Annotated in this window: 16 protein-coding genes; 11 read left to right on the top strand and 5 right to left on the bottom strand. The window is 63.5% G+C overall.

Translation table 11 applies throughout. The annotated features are described in order from the left end of the window. The first annotated feature begins 105 nt into the window (after positions 1 to 105). The gene (locus NKF27_RS15855; RefSeq protein ID WP_083970245.1) at positions 106 to 840 is read left to right on the top strand and encodes a GntR family transcriptional regulator; all 735 of its coding nucleotides are present in this window, start codon (positions 106 to 108) and stop codon (positions 838 to 840) included. Positions 841 to 1,042: 202 nt separating this feature from the next. Here the strand turns inward: NKF27_RS15855 and NKF27_RS15850 are convergent, their stop codons facing one another. The 4 genes from NKF27_RS15850 to NKF27_RS15835 form a co-directional block, all read right to left on the bottom strand. Beyond that, on the bottom strand, positions 1,043 to 2,497 hold the full coding sequence (locus NKF27_RS15850) for an NCS1 family nucleobase:cation symporter-1 (protein ID WP_253553126.1): 1,455 nt from the start codon (positions 2,495 to 2,497) through the stop codon (positions 1,043 to 1,045). A gap of 66 nt (positions 2,498 to 2,563) precedes the next feature. Beyond that, entirely contained in the window at positions 2,564 to 3,337 is a 774-nt protein-coding gene (locus NKF27_RS15845) for an aspartate/glutamate racemase family protein (protein WP_197037103.1), read from the bottom strand. A 66-nt stretch (positions 3,338 to 3,403) separates the two neighbouring features. Further along, positions 3,404 to 4,765: an NCS1 family transporter gene (locus NKF27_RS15840; RefSeq protein WP_108132433.1), complete on the bottom strand. Its 1,362-nt coding sequence runs from the start codon at positions 4,763 to 4,765 to the stop codon at positions 3,404 to 3,406. Between the two features lie 71 nt (positions 4,766 to 4,836). Next, on the bottom strand, positions 4,837 to 5,595 hold the full coding sequence (locus tag NKF27_RS15835) for an aspartate/glutamate racemase family protein (RefSeq protein ID WP_108132434.1): 759 nt from the start codon (positions 5,593 to 5,595) through the stop codon (positions 4,837 to 4,839). Between the two features lie 768 nt (positions 5,596 to 6,363). On the opposite strand from NKF27_RS15835, the gene puuE reads away from it, so the two are divergent. From puuE to NKF27_RS15820, 3 genes are all read left to right on the top strand, one after another. After that, positions 6,364 to 7,305, top strand: a complete 942-nt coding sequence (gene puuE / locus NKF27_RS15830; RefSeq protein ID WP_045995184.1) for an allantoinase PuuE — start codon at positions 6,364 to 6,366, stop codon at positions 7,303 to 7,305. A gap of 77 nt (positions 7,306 to 7,382) precedes the next feature. Continuing rightward, on the top strand, positions 7,383 to 7,874 hold the full coding sequence (locus NKF27_RS15825; protein WP_253553124.1) for an ureidoglycolate lyase: 492 nt from the start codon (positions 7,383 to 7,385) through the stop codon (positions 7,872 to 7,874). A gap of 79 nt (positions 7,875 to 7,953) precedes the next feature. Next, positions 7,954 to 8,796, top strand: coding sequence for a bifunctional allantoicase/(S)-ureidoglycine aminohydrolase (locus tag NKF27_RS15820; RefSeq protein WP_045995186.1), 843 nt, complete (start codon positions 7,954 to 7,956; stop codon positions 8,794 to 8,796). Positions 8,797 to 8,862: 66 nt separating this feature from the next. Here the strand turns inward: NKF27_RS15820 and NKF27_RS15815 are convergent, their stop codons facing one another. After that, positions 8,863 to 10,917, bottom strand: a complete 2,055-nt coding sequence (locus NKF27_RS15815) for an EAL domain-containing protein (RefSeq protein WP_253553122.1) — start codon at positions 10,915 to 10,917, stop codon at positions 8,863 to 8,865. A gap of 572 nt (positions 10,918 to 11,489) precedes the next feature. Between NKF27_RS15815 and gcl the strand changes: the two genes are divergently transcribed. From gcl to modB, 7 genes are all read left to right on the top strand, one after another. Beyond that, the gene (gene gcl / locus NKF27_RS15810; RefSeq protein WP_253553121.1) at positions 11,490 to 13,265 is read left to right on the top strand and encodes a glyoxylate carboligase; all 1,776 of its coding nucleotides are present in this window, start codon (positions 11,490 to 11,492) and stop codon (positions 13,263 to 13,265) included. An 83-nt stretch (positions 13,266 to 13,348) separates the two neighbouring features. Next, positions 13,349 to 14,128, top strand: a complete 780-nt coding sequence (gene hyi / locus NKF27_RS15805; RefSeq protein WP_253553119.1) for a hydroxypyruvate isomerase — start codon at positions 13,349 to 13,351, stop codon at positions 14,126 to 14,128. 46 nt (positions 14,129 to 14,174) lie between these two features. Beyond that, positions 14,175 to 15,059: a 2-hydroxy-3-oxopropionate reductase gene (locus NKF27_RS15800; RefSeq protein ID WP_045994097.1), complete on the top strand. Its 885-nt coding sequence runs from the start codon at positions 14,175 to 14,177 to the stop codon at positions 15,057 to 15,059. A 583-nt stretch (positions 15,060 to 15,642) separates the two neighbouring features. Further along, the gene (gene pyk, locus NKF27_RS15795) at positions 15,643 to 17,118 is read left to right on the top strand and encodes a pyruvate kinase (protein WP_045994096.1); all 1,476 of its coding nucleotides are present in this window, start codon (positions 15,643 to 15,645) and stop codon (positions 17,116 to 17,118) included. A gap of 162 nt (positions 17,119 to 17,280) precedes the next feature. Continuing rightward, positions 17,281 to 18,003 (top strand): GntR family transcriptional regulator, encoded by a 723-nt coding sequence (locus NKF27_RS15790; RefSeq protein WP_222515971.1) that lies wholly within the window; start codon positions 17,281 to 17,283, stop codon positions 18,001 to 18,003. Between the two features lie 46 nt (positions 18,004 to 18,049). Further along, positions 18,050 to 18,865, top strand: coding sequence for a molybdate ABC transporter substrate-binding protein (modA, locus tag NKF27_RS15785; RefSeq protein ID WP_253553117.1), 816 nt, complete (start codon positions 18,050 to 18,052; stop codon positions 18,863 to 18,865). Between the two features lie 7 nt (positions 18,866 to 18,872). After that, positions 18,873 to 19,541, top strand: coding sequence for a molybdate ABC transporter permease subunit (gene modB / locus NKF27_RS15780; protein WP_045994094.1), 669 nt, complete (start codon positions 18,873 to 18,875; stop codon positions 19,539 to 19,541). Positions 19,542 to 19,543: the final 2 nt, after the last annotated feature.

The raw sequence follows: 19,543 nt of genomic DNA, 5'->3' as shown, positions 1-19,543 counted from the left end.
CAGGATGAGCCGCAGTTGCCCCGGCGGGATGCGGGGAACTGCGGTTCTTTCCTGTCGGTATATCTCGTATACAATGGGGATATATTGCATCCGAGGACAGTGTCGATGAATCAGCGCGTGAAGCCTTCGCCCCCCGCCTCACCGGCCCCCAGACAGGGCAAGAACGGTGACGGCGCCGAGCGTCACGAGGCCATTCATCGCTCGATCAGCGACGCCATCATCGAGCACCGGCTCAAGCCGGGCGCACGTTTGCGCGAGGATGCCCTGTCCGAGGTGTTCGGGGTCAGTCGTACCGGCATTCGCAAGATCCTGCAGCGCCTGGCGCTGGAGCAGCTCGTCACCCTGACGCCACGCCGTGGCGCCAGCGTGACGCGTCCTACCGCTGACGAAGCCAAGGACGTGTTCGACGCCCGCCAGATGGTCGAGTGCGGGCTGATGTCGGATATCGCCAGGCGCATCACCCAGGATGACATCGTCACCCTCAAGGACATGGCTCAGCGTGAGCGGGAAGCATTGCGAAGTGGTGAGCAGAGCGTCGCGATTCGTCTGTCCGCCGACTTCCACACCTATCTGGCCCGGGTCTCCGGCAACCGCACCCTGGCGGATTTCGTCGAGCGCCTGTGTTCGCGCAGTTCGCTGATTCTGGCCGTCTACGGCAACGCCGGGCACCTGGGCTGCGAGTCACATGACCATCAGGATCTGATCCAGTACCTGGAAGACGGCAAGGGCGAGCGCGCCGCCGCCTTCATGGGCCGCCACCTCAAGGCCATCGAGGCCTCGTTGTCGATCGTCGAGGAAGAGGACGAGGCGCCCAACCTGTTCGATATCTTTGCGCCCTGACGCTTACCGCGTCTCTAGAATGCCTGGCTCCGAAACGACAAGGCTCCCAGCGATCGCCGGGAGCCTTGTTGCTTGTTGCTTGTTGCTAGTTGCTAGTTACTAGTTACTAGTTACTAGTTACTAGTTACTAGTTGCTAGTTGCTAGTTGCTAGTTGCTAGTTGCTAGTTGCTGCTCGAGGAAGCTCGGCTGTCGGGCCTGGCCTCAGTGGGCCGTCACCGCCTGCTTGTGCTGGCGCATCAGCGCGTAGTAGATGGCGCCACCGAGTGCTGCCCCCATCATCCAGCCGAAGCCGGCCAGCCCCTGCAGGGCAGGCACCACCACCGTCGCCAGCGAAAAGATCGCGGCCAGCGCAAAGGCCACCACGGCGCGCAGGTTCCAGCCGTTGGTGTATGTGTAGGCGTCACCGTCACGAGACGAGAACAGCGCCTGGACGTCGAGTCGGCGGCCCTTGATCAGGTAGAAATCGACCACGATGATGCCGTAGAACGGAGCGACGATGGCACCCACGGCGTTGACGAAGCCGGGCACGCCGATCTGGCTGATCACCGAGACCCACAGCGCGCCGACGAAAAAGGCCACGCAGGCGGTGATCAGGCCGCCGACCTTGAAGCTGATCGCCCGGGGAAAGAGGTTGGCCAGGTCGTAGGCCGGGGGAATGAAGTTGGCCACCAGGTTGATGCCGACGGTGGCGGCGAAGAAGGTGACCGCCGCCAGCAGCGTCAACGGCAAGGCGTCGACCCGGTCGACGATATCGGTGGGGTTGGTCAGGGCCTCACCGAACAGCACCAGGGTACCGGCGGTGATGATCAGCGCGATAAAGGAGAAGAAGGCGACGTTGAGGGGAAGCCCCAGCAGGTTGCCGAGCTTCATCTGACGTTCAGTTCTGACGAAGCGGGTAAAGTCGCCGAAGTTGATCACCACGGCGGCGAAGTAAGCCACCATGGTACCGACCACGGCAGCGAAGGCGCCGATGCCACCGCCGCCTTCCCCGCTGGCCGAGAAGATGGTGCCCACCGCCGGCAGCAGCTCGCTGCCGGCCTGCCACCAGACCACCACCATCAGCGCTACCATGACCACGTAGACCAGCGGCCCCGCCCAGTTGAGGAAGTGCTTGATACGCTCGATCCCCGACCAGAAGATCGCGATCTGAAACAGCCACACCAGCACGAAGGATAGCCAGGCGACCGGTGACAGACCGAGCATGCCGGCCCCGCCGTCGGTACCGATCAGGGCGGTGATCATCAGGGTGACGGCGGTGGAGGCGAAGTAGGTCTGGACGCCGTACCAGAAGATCCCGACCAGGGCGCGCAACAGCGCCGGCAGGTTGGAGCCGCGCACGCCCAGGCTCGCCCGCACCATGACCGGGAAGGGGATGCCGTAGCGCACGCTGGGGGCACCGGTCAGATTGACCAGAAACATCACGATCACCCCGGCCAGGATGATCGCCGCCATCACCGCCCAGCCGCTCAGGTTGTAGGACAGAAACAGCGACGCGGCCAGGGTGTAGCCGAACAGGCTTTGGATGTCGTTGGACCAGACGTTGAAGATCTCGAAGGCGCCCCAGTTGCGCCGAGCGTGGGGCAGCGGGGCCAGGTCCTCGTTGTACAGGTCCGGATCGACCCGGGAGGTATCGAGGCTTAGATCGTCATGGGACATAAAGGTGTCTCTTTCTTGTTTCTGTTGTTGTTTCAGCCGTCGTGACTATTGATGCAAAGGACGCGCTCAGTCGCGGCCCAGGGCCGCGACCGCCGCCCTGGCCGCCGCACTGACGGCTATCACCAAGGGCACTTCGGTGCTGTCCTGAAGTCGAATGGCGGCATCTGACAAGGGCCCCCCGCCCATGATCACGGCTTCGGCGCCGTCTTCGCCGACCGAGGCCTCGATGGCGTCAGCCAGGGCGGTATCGAGTGCCTGCGGCGAGTCGAGCAAAGCAACCGGATCGCCGGGGGTGACGCGGGTGCCTCTGTACTGATCCTGATAGCCCAGAGCCTCGGCCTTGGCGGCAAAGGACTCGATCAGTGCCGGGTCAGGGGTGATGGTGGCGATACCGAAGGGGCGGCCATCGCGCGCTGCCTCGTGGAAGACCTCTTCGCCGATGCCGAATACAGGAATGTCGACGGCTTCGCGCAGTTGATCAAGTCCGGGATCGCTGAAGGCTGAAACGATAATGGCGCCGGTGGATGGGTCCTCGGCGGCCTGGCGGCCCAGTTCGACTACGCCTTGGCTCGCCGCGACCATATCCTCGGGGGTGGTCAAGAGGCGAGGCGCCGAGGTATTGCTGACCCCGACAACCCGCGCCTTTCCCTGGGCTTCCCGCTCGGCCAGCGCTGCCATGGCTTGGGTGGCGGTATCGCTGGAGTTGGGGTTGATGAGCACGATGGTGCTCAGGGGGGCCGATGCTGGTTTTTCGGCGCTGGCCATCGGCGCAACGGCCATCATCAGGGCGAGCCCGGGAATGGCGACAGCCTGGAGCAGGGAAGGAAGAGAGAGTGTCATCTTGTTGTCCTCGGAATTCGACGAGTGCGAGGCGCCCGACCACCTGGGGTCGGGGCCTCGCCTTGTTCACTGAGTAAAGCGCTGGCAGCCCTTCCAGTAGCGCATCAGCAGCAGGTAGGTGAGGCCCGCAGGGATCAGGCTTGCGTACCAGGACACTGTGGGCATGCTGAAGGCGGCGACGACGCCCACTGCGGTGGCGATGAAGGCGGCCAGATTGACGCCACGGTAAGGGCCGTTCTCGTCGTACAGCTTGTCCAGATCCAGGGTGCGGCGGCGAATCAGGTAATAGTCCACCACCAGTACCGCGAAGATCGGGCCGAGGAAGGAGGAGTAGGTCTGCACGAACACCTGCAGGCCGGCGGCAGACTCGTCCTTGACCAGCTCCCAGGGAAAGGTCGCGAAGGCCAGCAGGCCGACGACCACCGTCGCCTTGCGGAAGCTCATCTTGAAGGTGTCCATCAGCACGTAGGTGGGCGGCACCACGTTGTTGAGCACGTTGGTGGTGACCTGGGCGAAGGCGATGAACAGCAGGGTCGTCATCAGCAGCGGCGTGTTGTCGACGGCGTTGGCGAAGACCTTGATCGGGTCGGCCACGCCGGTGGCCTCGGACACCATGTAGCCGATCAACCCCATGAACAACGTGCACGGCAGGATTGACATGGCGTAGATGGTGGTCAACAGACCCGGCCCGGTGCCCTTGACGTGCTCGCGGGAGTAGTCGCTGACATTGAGCATCATGGTCGAGTAGATGCCCAGAAACAGCATGGTGGCACCCCAGAAAGGCAGCCCCCAGGAGCCTTCCATGGTCAACAGGTTGGCCGACAGGGCATCGCCGTAGCGGACCACGGTGCTGTAGAACATGTAGACCAGCGAGGCCAGGATGAAGGCGCTACCCACGTTCTCCAGCCACTTGATGCCCTGGAAGCCGAGCACCGACAGGCCGATCTGCAGAAACTGAAAGCCGATGAAGAACACGATCAGGTTGTCGTAGCCGAACAGGGTGGCCGACACCAGGTTCAGGGCGCCCGCTCCGATCCAGCTCTGAAAGCCGTACCAGACGATGGCCGGCACCGCCCTGACCAGTCCTGGCAGACGAGTGCCCTGGAAACCGAAGGCGCTGCGCGCCTGGACCATGAAAGGAATGCCGTACTTGTAGCCCGCGGCGCCATTGATGGCCAGGGCGATGCCGATGACGAAACAGCCGATGGCGATGGCCACCGTGGCCTGGATCAGGTTGAGGGTGCCGACCACGCTGGAGCCCATGGTGAAGGTGCCGATCGAGACGCAGCCGCCGAACCAGGCCAGCAGGTAGGAGGTGCGCCCCATGATACGGGTCTTCTGGGGGGCCAGCGATTCGTCGCCGACGCTCTTGGTGGTGGCCTCGGCGACGCCCTGGGGCTCGCCTGGCCGGGAAGTGGAAGTGGTCATCTTGGACCTCGCTCGTTGTGGATTGTTATGGGTCAAGCCTTGTCATGCTGTCGGAGGGCAGAGGGAAGGGCTCAGCGGCCGGTGGTCTCCAGATCCAGATGGGACAGATGCTGGAAGGTGCCGCTGAAGGCCTTGGGTCGGGGAAAGGCGAGGTCACCGGTCTTGCAGGTGCCAAGGCCCAGCCCTACCAGTGCCTCGCTCAGCTTCACCGCCGCCGTCACCCCTTCCACCACCGGCAGGCCCACCTCGCGGCTGATGGTCTCGGTCAGGTCGGCCATGCCGCCGCAGCCCAGCACGATGGCGCCGATGCCGTCCTCGTCCCTGGCACGACGGCTCTCCTCGATGATCTTGTCGAGTGCGCAGTCGCTATCGTCTTCAAGGTCCAGCACCGGGATCTCGGCGGCACGCACCCGGCGACACTGGTGACGGAAACCGTACTGGTCGAGCAGGTGTTCGGCGATGATCACGGTGCGTCCCAAGGTGGTCACCACCGAGAAGCGCGTGCTGATCAGGCTGGCCATATGGAAGGCCGCTTCGGCGATGCCGATCACCGGTGCACGGGTGGCTTCTCGCGCCGCCAACAGGCCCGGGTCGCCGAAGCAGGCCACCACGTAGGCATCGACCTGGGCTTCCCTGTCCATGCGCAGGACCTCCTCGACCACGCCCACGGCGCTGATCGCCTCGTCGAAATGGCCCTCGATGGAAACCGGGCCACTGACCGGCTGGGAGGCGGTGATGCGCGTGCCTGGCGCGGCGATGGCACTGCCGGCGAGGCGAATCGTCTCGGTCATGCCGGCGGTGGTGTTGGGGTTGATCAGGTGGAGATGCATGCCTGTATCCTTCGTGGACGAGGAATCAATGTCTTTGTACACAAAATAGATCGATATCGGATACGCATCAAGGGCTGAGTTGGTCGAACGCGGTTGGCTGGGAAACGCCTTAAAAAACAGTGTATTGAGTATTTTTGTGGTGCGAGGGTCACGATCATGAGGAGTGTGAACTGTAAGTGAATACTGAGTTATCGATATAGTAAGTACAATACAATGGCAATTGTTGTATACAGTTTCTCGTGTATGGACTTCATGCGGCTTGTCGTCATGAACGGTATGGGCAGTGAGGGGAGGGGCGTGGGCGAGTTCTGCGGCGAAGTACGATGTGCCTTTTCCCCTGGTAGGGGATCGATGAAGGTGTTGCCAAGAAAGTGAGTACAGTCTATTTTTAGTTTGTATACATAATGGCGTGCGGTGACGTCACGCACAGCGCGCGAAGGCAGGCGCAAGGGAGGAGCGAAGGCAGGCGCAAACGCTGCGCCCGGAGGTAGCGTTCAGCTGAAGTGTCTCGTTGAAACGATCGGCTGAAGCGCGCTATTCAGGGAGCCCCAGGCGTCGTTGCTCATGTGTCTGGCTAAAAGTGCCTGGTCCCGTGTGCCTGCCACCACGACCCGGGCCCCAGGTTCCAGAAACTGTGTTTCAGGTGCCCATTCAACCGCAGGCGTCCGGGGCCGCAGGCACGCCACCTTGCTCTCTCGCCTATGTACTTGCACGCTCGCACGGCAGTGGTGGCTCCGGCCATCGCCCGACTTTCAGGAGAAGCTACCCATGACAACAACATCCTATCCGCGTGATCTGATCGGCTATGGTCGCACGCCTCCCCATGCCAACTGGCCAGGCAAGGCCAGGATCGCCGTGCAGTTCGTGCTCAACTACGAAGAGGGCGGCGAGAACTGTGTGCTCCATGGTGACGCGGGCTCCGAGCAGTTTCTGTCCGAGATCATCGGTGCCGACAGCTATCCCGATCGCCATCTGAGCATGGAATCGATCTACGAGTACGGCTCCCGTGCCGGGGTCTGGCGAGTGCTGCGGGAATTCGAGCGGCGGGGGCTGCCGTTGACGGTATTCGGAGTCGCCATGGCGCTGGAACGCCACCCTGAACTGGCCCACGCCTTCAAGGAGCTGGGGCACGAGATCGCCTGTCATGGCTATCGCTGGATTCACTACCAGCAGGTCTCGGAGAAGGTCGAGCGGGAGCACATGCGCAAGGCCATCGAGATCTTCGAGCGGCTCTACGGCGAGCGTCCTCAGGGTTGGTACACCGGCCGCGACAGCCCCAACACGCGGCGGCTGATACTCGACGAAGGCGGTTTCCTCTACGACAGCGACTACTACGGCGACGACCTGCCGTTCTGGACCTGCGAGGCCGACAGCCAGGGCCAGCACCATCCGCATCTGGTGGTGCCCTATACCCTGGACAGCAATGACATGCGCTTCGCCGCGCCCCAGGGCTTCAACACTGCCGATCACTTCTTCACCTATCTGCGTGATGCCTTCGATGTGCTCTACGCCGAGGGCGAGGACTCTCCCAAGATGCTGTCGGTGGGCCTGCACTGCCGCTTGATTGGCCGTCCGGGACGTTTTCGCGCTTTGCAGCGCTTTCTCGACCATATCGAGGCCCACGATCGGGTCTGGGTCACCCGGCGGATCGATATTGCCCGTCACTGGGCGGAGCAGTTTCCCGCGCCGACGCCGGCGCCGATCGGCTGACGCAAGCCATCGCCCTGATCTCCCCGAGTGTCGACCGCCTCGGGGAGCCCTTTCTCGCCCGTACTTCAGGAAATACCATGCTCGAATTGACCGCACATCCCCTGACAGCGGAGGCCTTCGCCCCCTTTGGCGAGGTCATCGACGCGCGCAACTCCGCCTCCTTTCCGATCAATGCTGGTCGCACCCAGCGCCACCATGATCTGGTGCCGATCGAGACCCTGGGCGACAACGCGCGGCCGATGATCAGCCTGTTCGTCAGCCAGCCCATCGAGTTGCCGCTGACGCTGTCCTTTCTGGAGCGCCATCCTCTCGGCAGCCAGGCCTTCATGCCGCTGCACGAGGAACGCTTCATCATCGTGGTGGCTCCGGCCGGCGATAGCATCGACCCTGCCGAGGTGCGAGCCTTCGTCACCGACGGTCGTCAGGGCGTCAACTACCGCGCCGGTACCTGGCACGCCATCCAGTCCGTGCTGGAGCGTGAAGGCGAGTTTCTCGTCGTCGATCGCGGTGGTGACGGCAACAATTGCGACGAATACCCCCTCGAGGTTCGCGTCACCCTGGGTGAGTGACGAGCCCCGTCGACCGGGCGAAAGACACGGCTGAGCGATACAGCTGCATGGCATACGGGCCAACAACAAGGATTTTTCAATGAGCGCTTCCCAACCGACACGACACTACTATGCGCCCCGCGGTGGGCATCCGGACCAGAAGGTGATGACCACCGACAGGGCGATGTTCACCGAGGCCTTCGCGGTGATCCCCAAGGGCGTCTATCGGGACATCGTCACCAGCAAGCTGCCCCATTGGCACAACACCCGGCTGTGGGTGCTGTCACGGCCGCTGTCGGGGTTCGCCGAAACCTTCTCCCAGTACATCATGGAAGTCGGCCCGGAGGGCGGCAGTGAACGTCCGGAGCCCAACCCTCAGGCGGAAGGCGTGCTGTTTGTCGTCGAGGGGGAGCTGGAGCTGACCCTGGCGGGCCAGGTACACGTGATGGTGCCCGGCGGCTACGCCTTTATCCCCCCTGGAAGCGACTGGCAGGTGCACAATCGCAGCAAGGAAGCCGTGCGTTTCCACTGGATACGCAAGGCCTACGAACGCGTCGACGGTATCGATCTGCCCGAGCCCATCGTCACCAACGAGAACGATATCGCGCCGACGGTGATGCCGGATTGCAACGAGGTGTGGGCGACCACCCGCTTCGTCGATCCCGACGACATGCGTCACGACATGCATGTCACGGTGGTGACCTTCCAGCCCGGCGGAGTGATTCCCTTCGACGAGACCCATGTCATGGAGCACGGCCTCTACGTGCTCGAGGGCAAGGCGGTGTATCACCTCAACCAGCAATGGGTCGAGGTCGAAGCGGGTGACTACATGTGGCTGCGCGCCTTCTGCCCGCAGGCATGCTACGCCGGTGGTCCCGGTCCGTTCCGCTATCTGCTGTACAAGGACGTCAATCGGCATATGAAGCTGCCGACGCTGGACTGACCGACCAGGGCCTCGACCCGGAAAGCGAGCTCGATCGAGGCCCCCGACCCCGCCCCCTCACGCCCTTTACTCGGAACCTGCTGCGTGCTGCTCCTGACGCAGCAGGGTTTCCAGCGCGGGGGCCTCCATCGGGCGGTAGAGCAGGAAGCCCTGCATCAGGGTGACGCCGATTCGCTCGAGGCGAGCCTCCTTGGCGTCCTTGTCCACGCCCTCACAGATGACCTGCAGGCTCAAGTGCCGGCACAACTGGTACACCGATTCGACGACACTGGCCTGGCGGGGCAGGTGGATATCGTCGATCAGCGTCTTGTCCAGCTTGATGAAGTCCACGCCAAGCTGGCTCAGGTAGTTGAAGGAGGAGTAACCGCTGCCGAAGTCATCCAGTGCGAACTGGACGTCCATGGATTGAAACAGCTTGATATCGGAAAGCGTCCGGGGAAGGTCCTCGAGCAGGGCCTGTTCGGTGATCTCGATGCCCAGCGAGTTGACCGGGCAATCGTTGAGCGCATTGAAGAAGCATCGCCGGACGTTGCCGCTGGAAAAGAACAGTGGCGTCACGTTGATGAACAGACGCTTGGAAAACCCCGCCTCATTCCACTGCCGCACATGGTGAGCGGCAGTCCTTATCACCCAGCATTCGATGCCTTCCATGACGCCGGCGTGGTGGCGCAGCACGTCCAGAAACTGCGGGGGATGCAGCAGGCCCTGGGCATCGCGATAGCGCAGCAGGGCCTCGATGTGCTTGATGCGGTGAGTCCTGACGTCGACGATGGGCTGGAAAACCAGTTCGAGCTGGCCTTCGTTCAGCCATTTCAGGGTTCGGTCTGCCTGCTTGATACGACTCCAGCGGCTGACGTTCTCTTCCATCAGCACGATATCCAGGGCGTCATCGCCAAACGCCGAGTCGCTTGCATTGCGCGAGGGAAAGACCGGGTATTCATCCTTGCTGGAGCGCTCGCGGTGGACATAGCGGCGCCACGCCACGCTGTATATCAGCACCCCGCAGCCGATACAGGTCAGTTGCAGCAGCATCGATGGCAGGTAGACGCCATCGAAGGCCAGGTAGCTCGAGATCAGATAAGGCACCGCCCAGTGGACGCTGTTGGGTGGCGGCGCCACCCAGCCCATGGACATGGCGGCGTAGGCCAGGCTGGCATTGATCGTCGGCACCGAGATAAAGGCCCAGGCCATGCGCAGGTTGAACACCAGCGGTATGCCAAAGACCAGGGTCTCGCTGATGTTGAACAAGGTCAGCGGGGCGGAGATGCGCGCCAGCGACTTGTACTCCCGGCGTGAACTCACCACCAGCATCACCAGCATCAGGCACAACACCGAGCCCGCCCCACCCGGGGTGGCGTAGAGGGTGAAGAACTCAGGCGAGGGCAGCCCCAGCACGTCACTTTTGTTCTGCAGGTATTCGAACACCCCCAGCATGGTGGCGTAGCCGTGGATGGCGAACAGCGACAGCACCTGCAGAAACATCACAAACAGGATGACCTCCAGGTGATAGGGAATACGGTCGACCAGCAGCGCATAGATGTCCTGGGCGTAGCGATCGGCGAGGGCGACGAAGGCAAAGCGCAGCACAATGGCCAGCATGACTGCCATGACGCCAGGCAGCACGTAGCGCAGGTTGAAGGTGATCATCTGGCTCATGACCACGCGCTGGGGATGGCTCCGGGTGTTCTCCCGGGCGAACAGCTTGAAGGTGGTGTGGGTCAGAAGGATCGCGGGGTAGATGGCGATGGTCGACCCCAGGCTGCGGGTCTGCTGGCCGACTTCGGCGTAGAGCTGGTCCCAGCCACACAGGATCCAGAACACCGGCAGCGACACCAGCATGACGGCCGGCGCTCGGATACGGTTGTGGCTGTTCAGTGACCAGCTCAACGACAGCAGGATCACTTCGGGAAACAGCTCTCCGAGATAGCGCGCCAGGTGGCTGACATAGACGGCGATGCCGGTGTCGATGCCAGCGAAGTGAAACAGATTGGCGGCCACGGTCACCGCTGCCATCACGATGACGTAGGGCAGGATCGACAGATAGGCGTTGCGAATGGCCAGCAGGGTGCGATGCGCCGACAGGCTGGACAAGCGCTCATCGATATCGCGAAAGTTGGCCATCGTGTCGATCACCGTGGCAGTCGATCTCGAGCGCCCGGTGACGCTTGCGCGCAGGAGAGCGGGGCAGGGGCAAGAGCAAGAGCGTCATTGGCTGGCGCACCGTGAACCGCAGGTCAAGGTAGCCTTCCCGTCTGGTCATCAGAGGCGAATAGGGCGGGTGCCCGCCAATCCGGCGGCCTGTCGTGCTTTAGACCGCACAGTTTATCGAGTATAGCCCTTCGCTGTGCGGGTTGTTCCTGTTCCGCTCACTCTTGTCTTGACGTTTTCTCTGGTTCGAAAGCACGGCGCCGTGCTTTCGAATCTTTCCTTGTCCGCGCGACCGCCTGTTGTCGCGCGATTCGCCCGGATGGGCGATGCCCGTTACGGCACATCTCACCGATCACTCGTTGTATCAGGGACTTGTCGACGCAAGTTGGCTGACGCCAATGGACTAATGGAAAAAATTTCCAAAAATGTTTGCGGGGCGCTTGCCTGGCTGCTAGAAATAATGGAAAGAGATTCCAAAAAAACAGTTTCGTATGATGTTGCGCTGCAAAAATGTATACAATAATAGACGATTCAGGAGATGCATCATGACTCGCATGACTGCTGCCGACGCCGCTGTTCACGTACTCATCAAGGAAGGTATCGAGGTGGCCTTCGGCGTGCCCGGGGCCGCGATCAACCCCTTCTATTCGTCGATGCGACGCGTCGGCGGGATCGACCATGTGCTGGCGCGCCATGTCGAGGGCGCCTCCCACATGGCTGAAGGCTATACCCGCACGAAGGCCGGCAATATCGGGGTCTGCATCGGCACATCGGGCCCCGCCGGAACCGACATGATTACCGGGCTCTACTCCGCCAGCGCCGACTCCATACCGATCCTCTGCATCACCGGTCAGGCCCCGGTCAGCAAGCTGCACAAGGAAGACTTCCAGGCGGTGGATATCCAGGCCATCGCCGGGCCCGTGACCAAGTGGGCGATCACCGTGCGGGAGGCGGCCCAGGTGCCGCACGCCTTCCAGCAGGCCTTCCAGATCATGCGTTCCTCGCGTCCGGGGCCGGTGCTGATCGATCTGCCCATCGACGTCCAGTTGACCGAGATCGAGTTCGATCCGGACGCCTATGAGCCCCTGGCGGCCTACAAGCCGCGGGCCAGCCGTGCCCAGTGCGAAAAGGCCCTGGGTATGCTCAACGAGGCCGAGCGCCCCTTGCTGGTGGCGGGAGGAGGCATCATCAACGCCGACGCCGCCGGCGAGCTTCAGACCCTGGCCGAGCTGCTCGGAGTGCCGGTGATTCCGACCCTGATGGGCTGGGGCGCGGTGCCGGACGATCACCCGCTGATGGCGGGCATGGTGGGGCTGCAGACCTCCCATCGTTATGGCAACGCGACCCTGCTCGAGTCGGACTTCGTGATGGGGATCGGCAACCGCTGGGCCAACCGTCACACCGGCAATCTCGAGACCTACACCGAAGGCCGCACCTTCGTGCATATCGATATCGAGCCGACCCAGATCGGGCGCATCTTCGGCCCCGACTACGGCATCGTTTCCGACGCCAAGGCGGCGCTCGAGACGATGGTCGAGGTGGCCCGCGAGTGGCGTGAACACGGACGGCTCAAGGATCGCAGTGGCTGGGTGGCGTCCTGCCAGGAGCGCAAGCGCACCATGCTGCGCAAGACCCACTTCGACGATGTGCCGGTGAAGCCCCAGCGGGTCTACGAGGAGATGAACAAGGTCTTCGGTCGCAACGCCCGCTACATCAGCACCATTGGCCTTTCACAGATCGCCGGGGCCCAGTTCCTGCACGTCTATCGACCGCGCCACTGGATCAACTGCGGTCAGGCTGGCCCCCTGGGCTGGACCATTCCTGCCGCCCTCGGTGTCTGCCGGGCGGATCCCGAGGCCGAGGTGGTGGCGCTGTCGGGGGACTATGACTTCCAGTTCATGATCGAGGAGCTGGCGGTGGGCGCCCAGTTCAAGCTGCCCTACGTCCACGTTCTGGTGAACAACGCCTATCTCGGCCTGATTCGCCAGGCCCAGCGCGGCTTCGACATGGACTACTGCGTGCAGCTCGCCTTCGAGAACATCAACTGCGAGGAGATCGACGGCTACGGCGTCGACCATGTGTCGGTGGTCGAGGGACTGGGCTGCAAGGCGCTCAGGGTCAGTCGGCCCGATGACATTGCGCCGGCGCTGGAGCAGGCCCGCGAGACGGCCCGTCAGCACCGCGTGCCGGTGGTGGTCGAAGTCATCCTCGAGCGGGTCACCAATATCGCCATGGGCACCGACCTGACCGGTATCAACGAGTTCGAGGCGCTGGCCGAGAACCTCGAGGATGCACCGAGTTCCATCGCTGCCTTGACCTGATTCAGCTCGAACTGAGAGCGACGGCCGCCGTGGTCTGGCGGTCGTCGATCGACGAAGTGTCTTACGCGCAACAGGAGATTTTCATGGCCAAGTTTGCCGCCAACCTGAGCATGCTGTTCACCGAAGTGGACTTTCTCGATCGCTTCGAGGCCGCCGCCAAGGCCGGCTTCCAGGGTGTCGAGTACCTCTTTCCCTATGACCATCCCGCCGAGGAGATCAAGGCGCGGCTCGACGCCCATGGCCTGACCCAGGTGCTGCACAACCTGCCGGCCGGCGACTGGGCCGACGGAGAGCGCGGTATCGCCTGCCACCCGGATCGCGTCGAAGAGTTTCGTGCCGGCGTCGACACTGCGATTGAGTACGCCACCGTCCTGGGCTGCGGTCAGGTCAACTGTCTGGCCGGCATCGTGCCCCAGGGCGTCAGTCAGGACGAGGCTCACCGTACGCTGGTCGACAACCTGCGCTACGCCGCCGAACGCCTGGCCGACGCCGGTATCGTGCTGTTGGCCGAGCCGATCAATACCCGTGATATCCCGGGCTTCTTTCTCCATCGCACCGAACAGGCGCTGGCGCTGTTCGATGAGGTGGGCAGCGACAATCTGAAGCTGCAGTACGACATCTATCACATGCAGATCATGGAAGGGGATCTGGCGCCGACGATGGAGCGTCATCTCGCACGCATCGCCCACGTGCAGCTGGCGGACAACCCCGGACGTCACGAGCCGGGCAGTGGCGAGATCCACTATCCCTTCCTTTTCGCCCACCTCGACCGGATCGGCTATCAGGGCTGGATCGGCTGCGAGTACAAGCCGGCCACGACCACCCAGGAAGGCCTGGGCTGGTTCGACCAGGCCAGGGCGTGATCCCGATATTCGTAACCCCCTGAAAGATCAGGCAAGGAGAATCACAATGAGCAAGATCGGTTTTATCGGACTGGGCATCATGGGGCGTCCCATGGCGGGACATCTGCTGGATGCCGGGCATGAGCTGGTCAGCGTCAAGCGCGGCAAGCTCGACGCGACCCTGGCGGAAAAGGGGCTCAGTGAGGTCGCAAGCCCCAGGGCCGTGGCCGAGGCCAGCGAGGTGATCATCACCATGGTCCCCGACACCCCGGATGTCGAAGACGTGCTGTTCGGCGAAGACGGCGTGATCGAAGGGCTCAAGCCCGGCACCCTGGTGATCGACATGAGCTCGATCGCCCCCCTGGCGACCCAGGAATTTGCCCGTCGTATTCACGAGGCCGGGGGCGAGTATGTCGACGCGCCGGTATCCGGCGGCGAGGGGGGCGCCATCAATGCCGCCCTGACGATCATGGTGGGCGCCACCGAGGAAGGCTTCAAGCGTGCCTTGCCGCTGTTGGAGGTGATGGGCAAGACCATCACGCATATCGGCGGTCACGGGGCCGGGCAGACCTGCAAGGTGGCCAACCAGATCGTGGTGGCGTTGACCATCGAGGCGGTATCCGAGGGATTGCTGTTCGCCTCCAAGGCCGGTGCCGACGTGGCCAAGGTGCGTGAGTCGCTGCTGGGTGGTCTGGCCCAGTCGAAGATCCTCGACGTGCACGGTGAGCGGATGATCCAGCGGACCTTCGATCCTGGCTTTCGTATTCGCCTGCATCAGAAGGATCTCAATCTGGCACTGGAAGGAGCGCGAGGGCTCAATCTGGCGCTGCCGGGTACCGCCAACGCTCAGCAACTGTTCCAATCCTGTGCCGCCCTGGGTGGCAGCGACTGGGATCACGCCGGTATTGTGCGTGCCCTCGAGGCCCTGGCCGATCACGAAATCGGTCAGTAGACGGGTTCGAGCCCTCGGGCCGGCAAGGTCCGGGGGCCGGGCAGGGAGATGACTGCTCCCTGAACGGCGGGTGTGAGGTCGTCACTCGTCGGGATCGCGCAGGCGATCCTTGCTCGCCGATGGGCCCCCCCCATTTTTTCCCATCGGTGAGCTCTTTTTGCTGTCAGGCGACGCTTGATGCCAGGCGATGCTGACCAGAGCCCTCGCTGCCTTTCGTCCTGGGCATCTCTCTCGTATCGACGGAAAGAGGGATTGCGATAGCCTCTTGAGCAAGGCAGCCTTGAACAGGTATCACAGCTGGCGAGCCCCGCTATCACGAAAGTTTTGTAGTTTAATTACAGGCCGCGATCAAATTTTCCTGCGCTGGAATTGGCGTGCTCGAATTCCGTGATGATCCTTGTCTATCATCAGGTTGCGCCTAACCTTGGCGCATTGTAGAGGTGGTGGCACCAGCATCTTGGCCTTTAGTGGTGGTCGCTACAGCGATCATTTTGTAGTAAAATTACAGGATTCGGATCTGGATGCCATCGACGCGGCTTCCACCTATCCTGCTTGCGTCATTTTCGAACCAGTCGAGGACAGCATGAGCCAACTCCCGCATACCCCCGTACGTCGTACCAAGATCGTTGCCACCCTCGGGCCCGCCAGTGATCGTGAAGGGGTCCTGGAGGAGATGCTGCGTGCCGGCGTCGACGTGGTTCGCCTCAATTTTTCCCATGGCAGCGCCGACGACCATCGCCGCCGCCTGAACGAGGTCCGGACCATCGCCGATCGACTCGGTCGCAGTGTGGCCGCGCTGGGGGATCTTCAGGGACCCAAGATCCGCATCGCCCGCTTCGCCGAGGGGGCGGTCAATCTGGAAGAAGGCGCTGACTTCGTCATCGATGTGTCGATGGATTCCCAGGCCGGCGACGCCACTCGGGTCGGCTGCGACTACAAGGAACTGGCCGACGACGTGGCCGGTGGCGACCGTCTGTTGCTGGACGACGGCCGCGTGGTGCTGGACGTGGACCGCGTCGACGGCAGCCAGATCCATACCCGTGTGGTGGTCGGCGGCAAGCTGTCCAACAACAAGGGCATCAACAAGCAGGGCGGTGGCCTGTCGGCGCCGGCACTGACCGACAAGGACAAGGAAGACCTCAAGACCGCCATCGATATCGGCGTCGACTATCTGGCCGTGTCCTTTCCGCGTACCGCCGAGGACATGCTGGAGGCGCGTCGCCTGCTGGGCGAGGCCGGCGCCGAGATCGGCCTGGTCGCTAAGCTCGAGCGCGCCGAGGCGGTGGCTTCCGATGAGACCCTGGATGGCATCATCGAGGCCAGTGAGGCGGTGATGGTGGCGCGTGGTGACCTGGGCGTCGAGATCGGTGACGAGAAGCTGATCGGTACCCAGAAGCGCATCATCAAGCATGCCCGCAGCCACAACCGCGCGGTGATCACCGCGACCCAGATGATGGAGTCGATGATCGAGTCGCCGCTGCCCACCCGGGCCGAGGTGTTCGACGTGGCCAACGCGGTGCTGGACGCCACCGACGCGGTGATGCTGTCGGCCGAGACCGCCGCCGGCGACTACCCGGTGGAAACCATCGAAGCGATGGATCGCGTCTGTCTGGGCGCCGAGCGCGAGCGCATCGCCCAGGAGTCCGGGCACCGCATCCACGAAGGCTTCGAGCGCATCGACGAGACCATCGCGCTGTCGGCGATGTACGCCGCCAACCACCTGGAGGGAGTGGCCGCCATCGCCTGCATGACCTCTACCGGTTACACCCCGCTGATCGCCTCGCGCATCCGCTCGGGCCTGCCGATCGTAGGGCTGGCCCACAACCCCATCGCCCAGCGTCGCATGGCGCTGTATCGCGGGGTCATCTCGCTGCCCTTCGACACCAGCGAAATGTCCGCCTCCGAGCTCAACGACCGCGCCCTGGAGCGTCTGGTCAACCACGGCGTGGCCGTGCCGGGGGACCACGTCATCCTGACCCGCGGCGACCACATGAACGCCCACGGCGGCACCAATACCCTGAAGATCCTGGACGTCAACGACGGTCACGTCGCTGGCTGAACCTTCACTCAGCCCGATGCACAGGTTCCGCGCCCGATCCAATGGATCGGGCGCGGTCGTTGTGGGGTGCCACCACTGGTGTATACATATGATGCGCCGAATGTGGTGCAATGGCAGAAAACGTGAGAAGGTCAAGCTTTCCAAGATGATGGGTAGGCAGCAATGAGCAACGCCTGGCAGCAAGAGGTGCTGGCCGAGATCAAGGCCGGGGGACGCATCAGCGATGGGGATATCGTACGCCAGGTTCGCCGAGCCGTGTTGGCCCAGCGGCTGCCACCGGGCACCCGACTGCCCGAGGTGACGCTGGGCGAGGTGTTCGGCGTGAGTCGTTCGGTGGTGCGCAAGGCGCTGACCCGTCTGGCCTCCGAATACGTGGTCGACCAGCGTCCCAATCAGGTGGCGCGGGTGCGCTCACCGGACGTCGACGAGACCCGCCAGACCTTTGCCGCCCGGCGTCTGGTGGAAGGTGAGCTGGCGGCACTGACCGCTGGCACGCTGCCATCGACGGTACTGCTGCAGATCGAGGATCGTGCCGACCGTGAGCGTCAGGCCTTTCTCGCCAATGATGAGCCTTCGCGCATCGAACATTCCCTGGCGATCCACCACCTGCTGGCGGAGCATTCTCCCAACCGGGTGCTGGGCACCATGCTCACTGACCTGATCCTGCGCACCTCGATCGTCATCGCGCTGTACAAGCGCCAGGGGCTCGGTAGCTGCTATCTCGAGGGCGATCACCACCGTCTGCTCGAGCACCTGCGCAGTGGCGACGCCACAGCCAGTCGCAACGACATCGAGCATCACCTCGACAGCCTGATGGGCCTTCTCGACCTGGGACCACGGGACAGCCGTATCGACCTCAAGTCGATCCTGGGCGGCGAGGGTTGAGGCGAGACTCCTTTCTTCCTGATTGCCGCCGCGAGCCGTGTTGATCATGCGTTTTCCCTTGTCGATCCTTCTCCTTGGCCTGTCTCTCGGACTTGCACCGATGTCCGCCGTGGCCGACCGGGTTCACGTCGCGGCGGCGTCTTCGCTGCAGTTCGCGATGCCCTCCTTGATCGAGCGCTTCAAGACGAGCGACAGCGACACCGGCAAGGATGGCGACATCGACCTCAGCGTCACCTTCGGCGCCTCGGGCAATCTTCAGCGCCAGATCGAACAGGGGGCGCCCTTCGCGTTGTTTCTGTCGGCGGACGAGCGCCGCGCCCGGGACCTCGAGCAGGCCGGGCTGACCCAGGGCGAGGGCGTCGACTATGCCCAGGGCCGGCTGGTCTGGCTGCAGCGTGACGACCGACCGCTGCCGCCGCAGGACGCACCGCTTGAGGCGGTGCGCGAGGCGGTCGCAGGGCTTGAGCAGGGAGGCCCTGCGCGGCGTATCGCTCTGGCCAACCCGCGCCACGCCCCTTATGGCATGGCCGCCCGCGAGGTGCTCGAGCGCCAAGGGCTGTGGCAGGCAAGTGAACCCCTGCAACTGTTGGGTGAAAACGTCGCCCAGGCCGCCCAGTTCGCGCTGTCCGCCGAGGCCTCCGGTGGCCTGGTCGCCTATTCCCTGGTCAAGGCGCCACGCCTGGCCGAGCGCGCTGGCTGGCGGTTGATCCCCGCAGACTGGCATCGACCCCTGGTACAGCGCATGGTGCTGCTCGAAGGGGCGGGCGCCGGCGCCGAGGCCTTCTTTGACTTCTTGCAGACGCCCGAGGCGCAGGAGATCCTGCGGGATTATGGCTTTACTGCGCCCGTGACCGGCGAGTAGCCGCTTTATGGACGCTCTGGCGCTGGTCGTCTCGCTCAAGCTGGCCTTGCTGACCAGTCTCTTGTTGCTGGCACCGGGTATCTGGCTTGGGCGGCGCCTGGCCCACAGCCGGTCACGCTGGCGGCCGCTGGCGGAATCCCTGGTGGCACTGCCGCTGGTGATGCCGCCCACCGTCATGGGCTTCTACCTGATGCTCGCCTTCAGTGCCGACGCCCCGCTGGGCGGCGCCTGGCAGGCGCTGACCGGCACCAGCCTGAATTTCTCCTTCAGCGGCATCCTGCTGGCCTCGCTGGTGGTCAACATCCCCTTCGCGGTACAGCCGATCCAGCGTGCCTTCGAGGCCTTGCCGGACCACCTGCGTGAGGCCGCCTGGTGCAGTGGGCTATCGACCTGGCGCACTTTTATGACCATCGAATTGCCGCTGGTGATGCCTGGCGTCATCTCGGCGCTGGCGTTGACCTTTGCCCACACCCTGGGGGAGTTCGGCGTCATCCTGATGGTGGGAGGGGCCATCGATGGCGAGACCCGCACCCTGGCGATTTCCATCTACGACCACGTCCAGGCCTTCGACGAGGGGGCCGCCGGGGTGATGTCGGCGCTGCTGCTGGTGGTCTCCTTCGTGACCATTGCGGTGGTCTACGGGCTGGCGGCGCGCCGCCGCTGGCGGGGGCGTTGAGC

The organism is Halomonas sp. DN3 (genome assembly GCF_024137905.1).
GTDB classification, from domain to species: Bacteria; Pseudomonadota; Gammaproteobacteria; order Pseudomonadales; family Halomonadaceae; genus Halomonas; species Halomonas litopenaei.
The sequence above is the reverse complement of the archived record's forward strand: the minus strand, read 5'-3'. Positions and strand labels throughout refer to the sequence as shown.

What these genes read in the sequence shown, in the direction of transcription:
- NKF27_RS15845 (WP_197037103.1), bottom strand. Translation starts at nt 3,337, where the DNA reads ATGACACTCTCTCTTCCTTCCCTGCTCCAGGCTGTCGCCATTCCCGGG.
- NKF27_RS15850 (WP_253553126.1), bottom strand. Translation starts at nt 2,497, where the DNA reads ATGTCCCATGACGATCTAAGCCTCGATACCTCCCGGGTCGATCCGGAC.
- NKF27_RS15800 (WP_045994097.1), top strand. Translation starts at nt 14,175, where the DNA reads ATGAGCAAGATCGGTTTTATCGGACTGGGCATCATGGGGCGTCCCATG.
- gcl (WP_253553121.1), top strand. Translation starts at nt 11,490, where the DNA reads ATGACTCGCATGACTGCTGCCGACGCCGCTGTTCACGTACTCATCAAG.
- pyk (WP_045994096.1), top strand. Translation starts at nt 15,643, where the DNA reads ATGAGCCAACTCCCGCATACCCCCGTACGTCGTACCAAGATCGTTGCC.
- NKF27_RS15815 (WP_253553122.1), bottom strand. Translation starts at nt 10,917, where the DNA reads ATGGCCAACTTTCGCGATATCGATGAGCGCTTGTCCAGCCTGTCGGCG.
- puuE (WP_045995184.1), top strand. Translation starts at nt 6,364, where the DNA reads ATGACAACAACATCCTATCCGCGTGATCTGATCGGCTATGGTCGCACG.
- NKF27_RS15790 (WP_222515971.1), top strand. Translation starts at nt 17,281, where the DNA reads ATGAGCAACGCCTGGCAGCAAGAGGTGCTGGCCGAGATCAAGGCCGGG.
- NKF27_RS15835 (WP_108132434.1), bottom strand. Translation starts at nt 5,595, where the DNA reads ATGCATCTCCACCTGATCAACCCCAACACCACCGCCGGCATGACCGAG.
- modB (WP_045994094.1), top strand. Translation starts at nt 18,873, where the DNA reads ATGGACGCTCTGGCGCTGGTCGTCTCGCTCAAGCTGGCCTTGCTGACC.
- NKF27_RS15840 (WP_108132433.1), bottom strand. Translation starts at nt 4,765, where the DNA reads ATGACCACTTCCACTTCCCGGCCAGGCGAGCCCCAGGGCGTCGCCGAG.
- modA (WP_253553117.1), top strand. Translation starts at nt 18,050, where the DNA reads ATGCGTTTTCCCTTGTCGATCCTTCTCCTTGGCCTGTCTCTCGGACTT.
- NKF27_RS15820 (WP_045995186.1), top strand. Translation starts at nt 7,954, where the DNA reads ATGAGCGCTTCCCAACCGACACGACACTACTATGCGCCCCGCGGTGGG.
- hyi (WP_253553119.1), top strand. Translation starts at nt 13,349, where the DNA reads ATGGCCAAGTTTGCCGCCAACCTGAGCATGCTGTTCACCGAAGTGGAC.
- NKF27_RS15855 (WP_083970245.1), top strand. Translation starts at nt 106, where the DNA reads ATGAATCAGCGCGTGAAGCCTTCGCCCCCCGCCTCACCGGCCCCCAGA.
- NKF27_RS15825 (WP_253553124.1), top strand. Translation starts at nt 7,383, where the DNA reads ATGCTCGAATTGACCGCACATCCCCTGACAGCGGAGGCCTTCGCCCCC.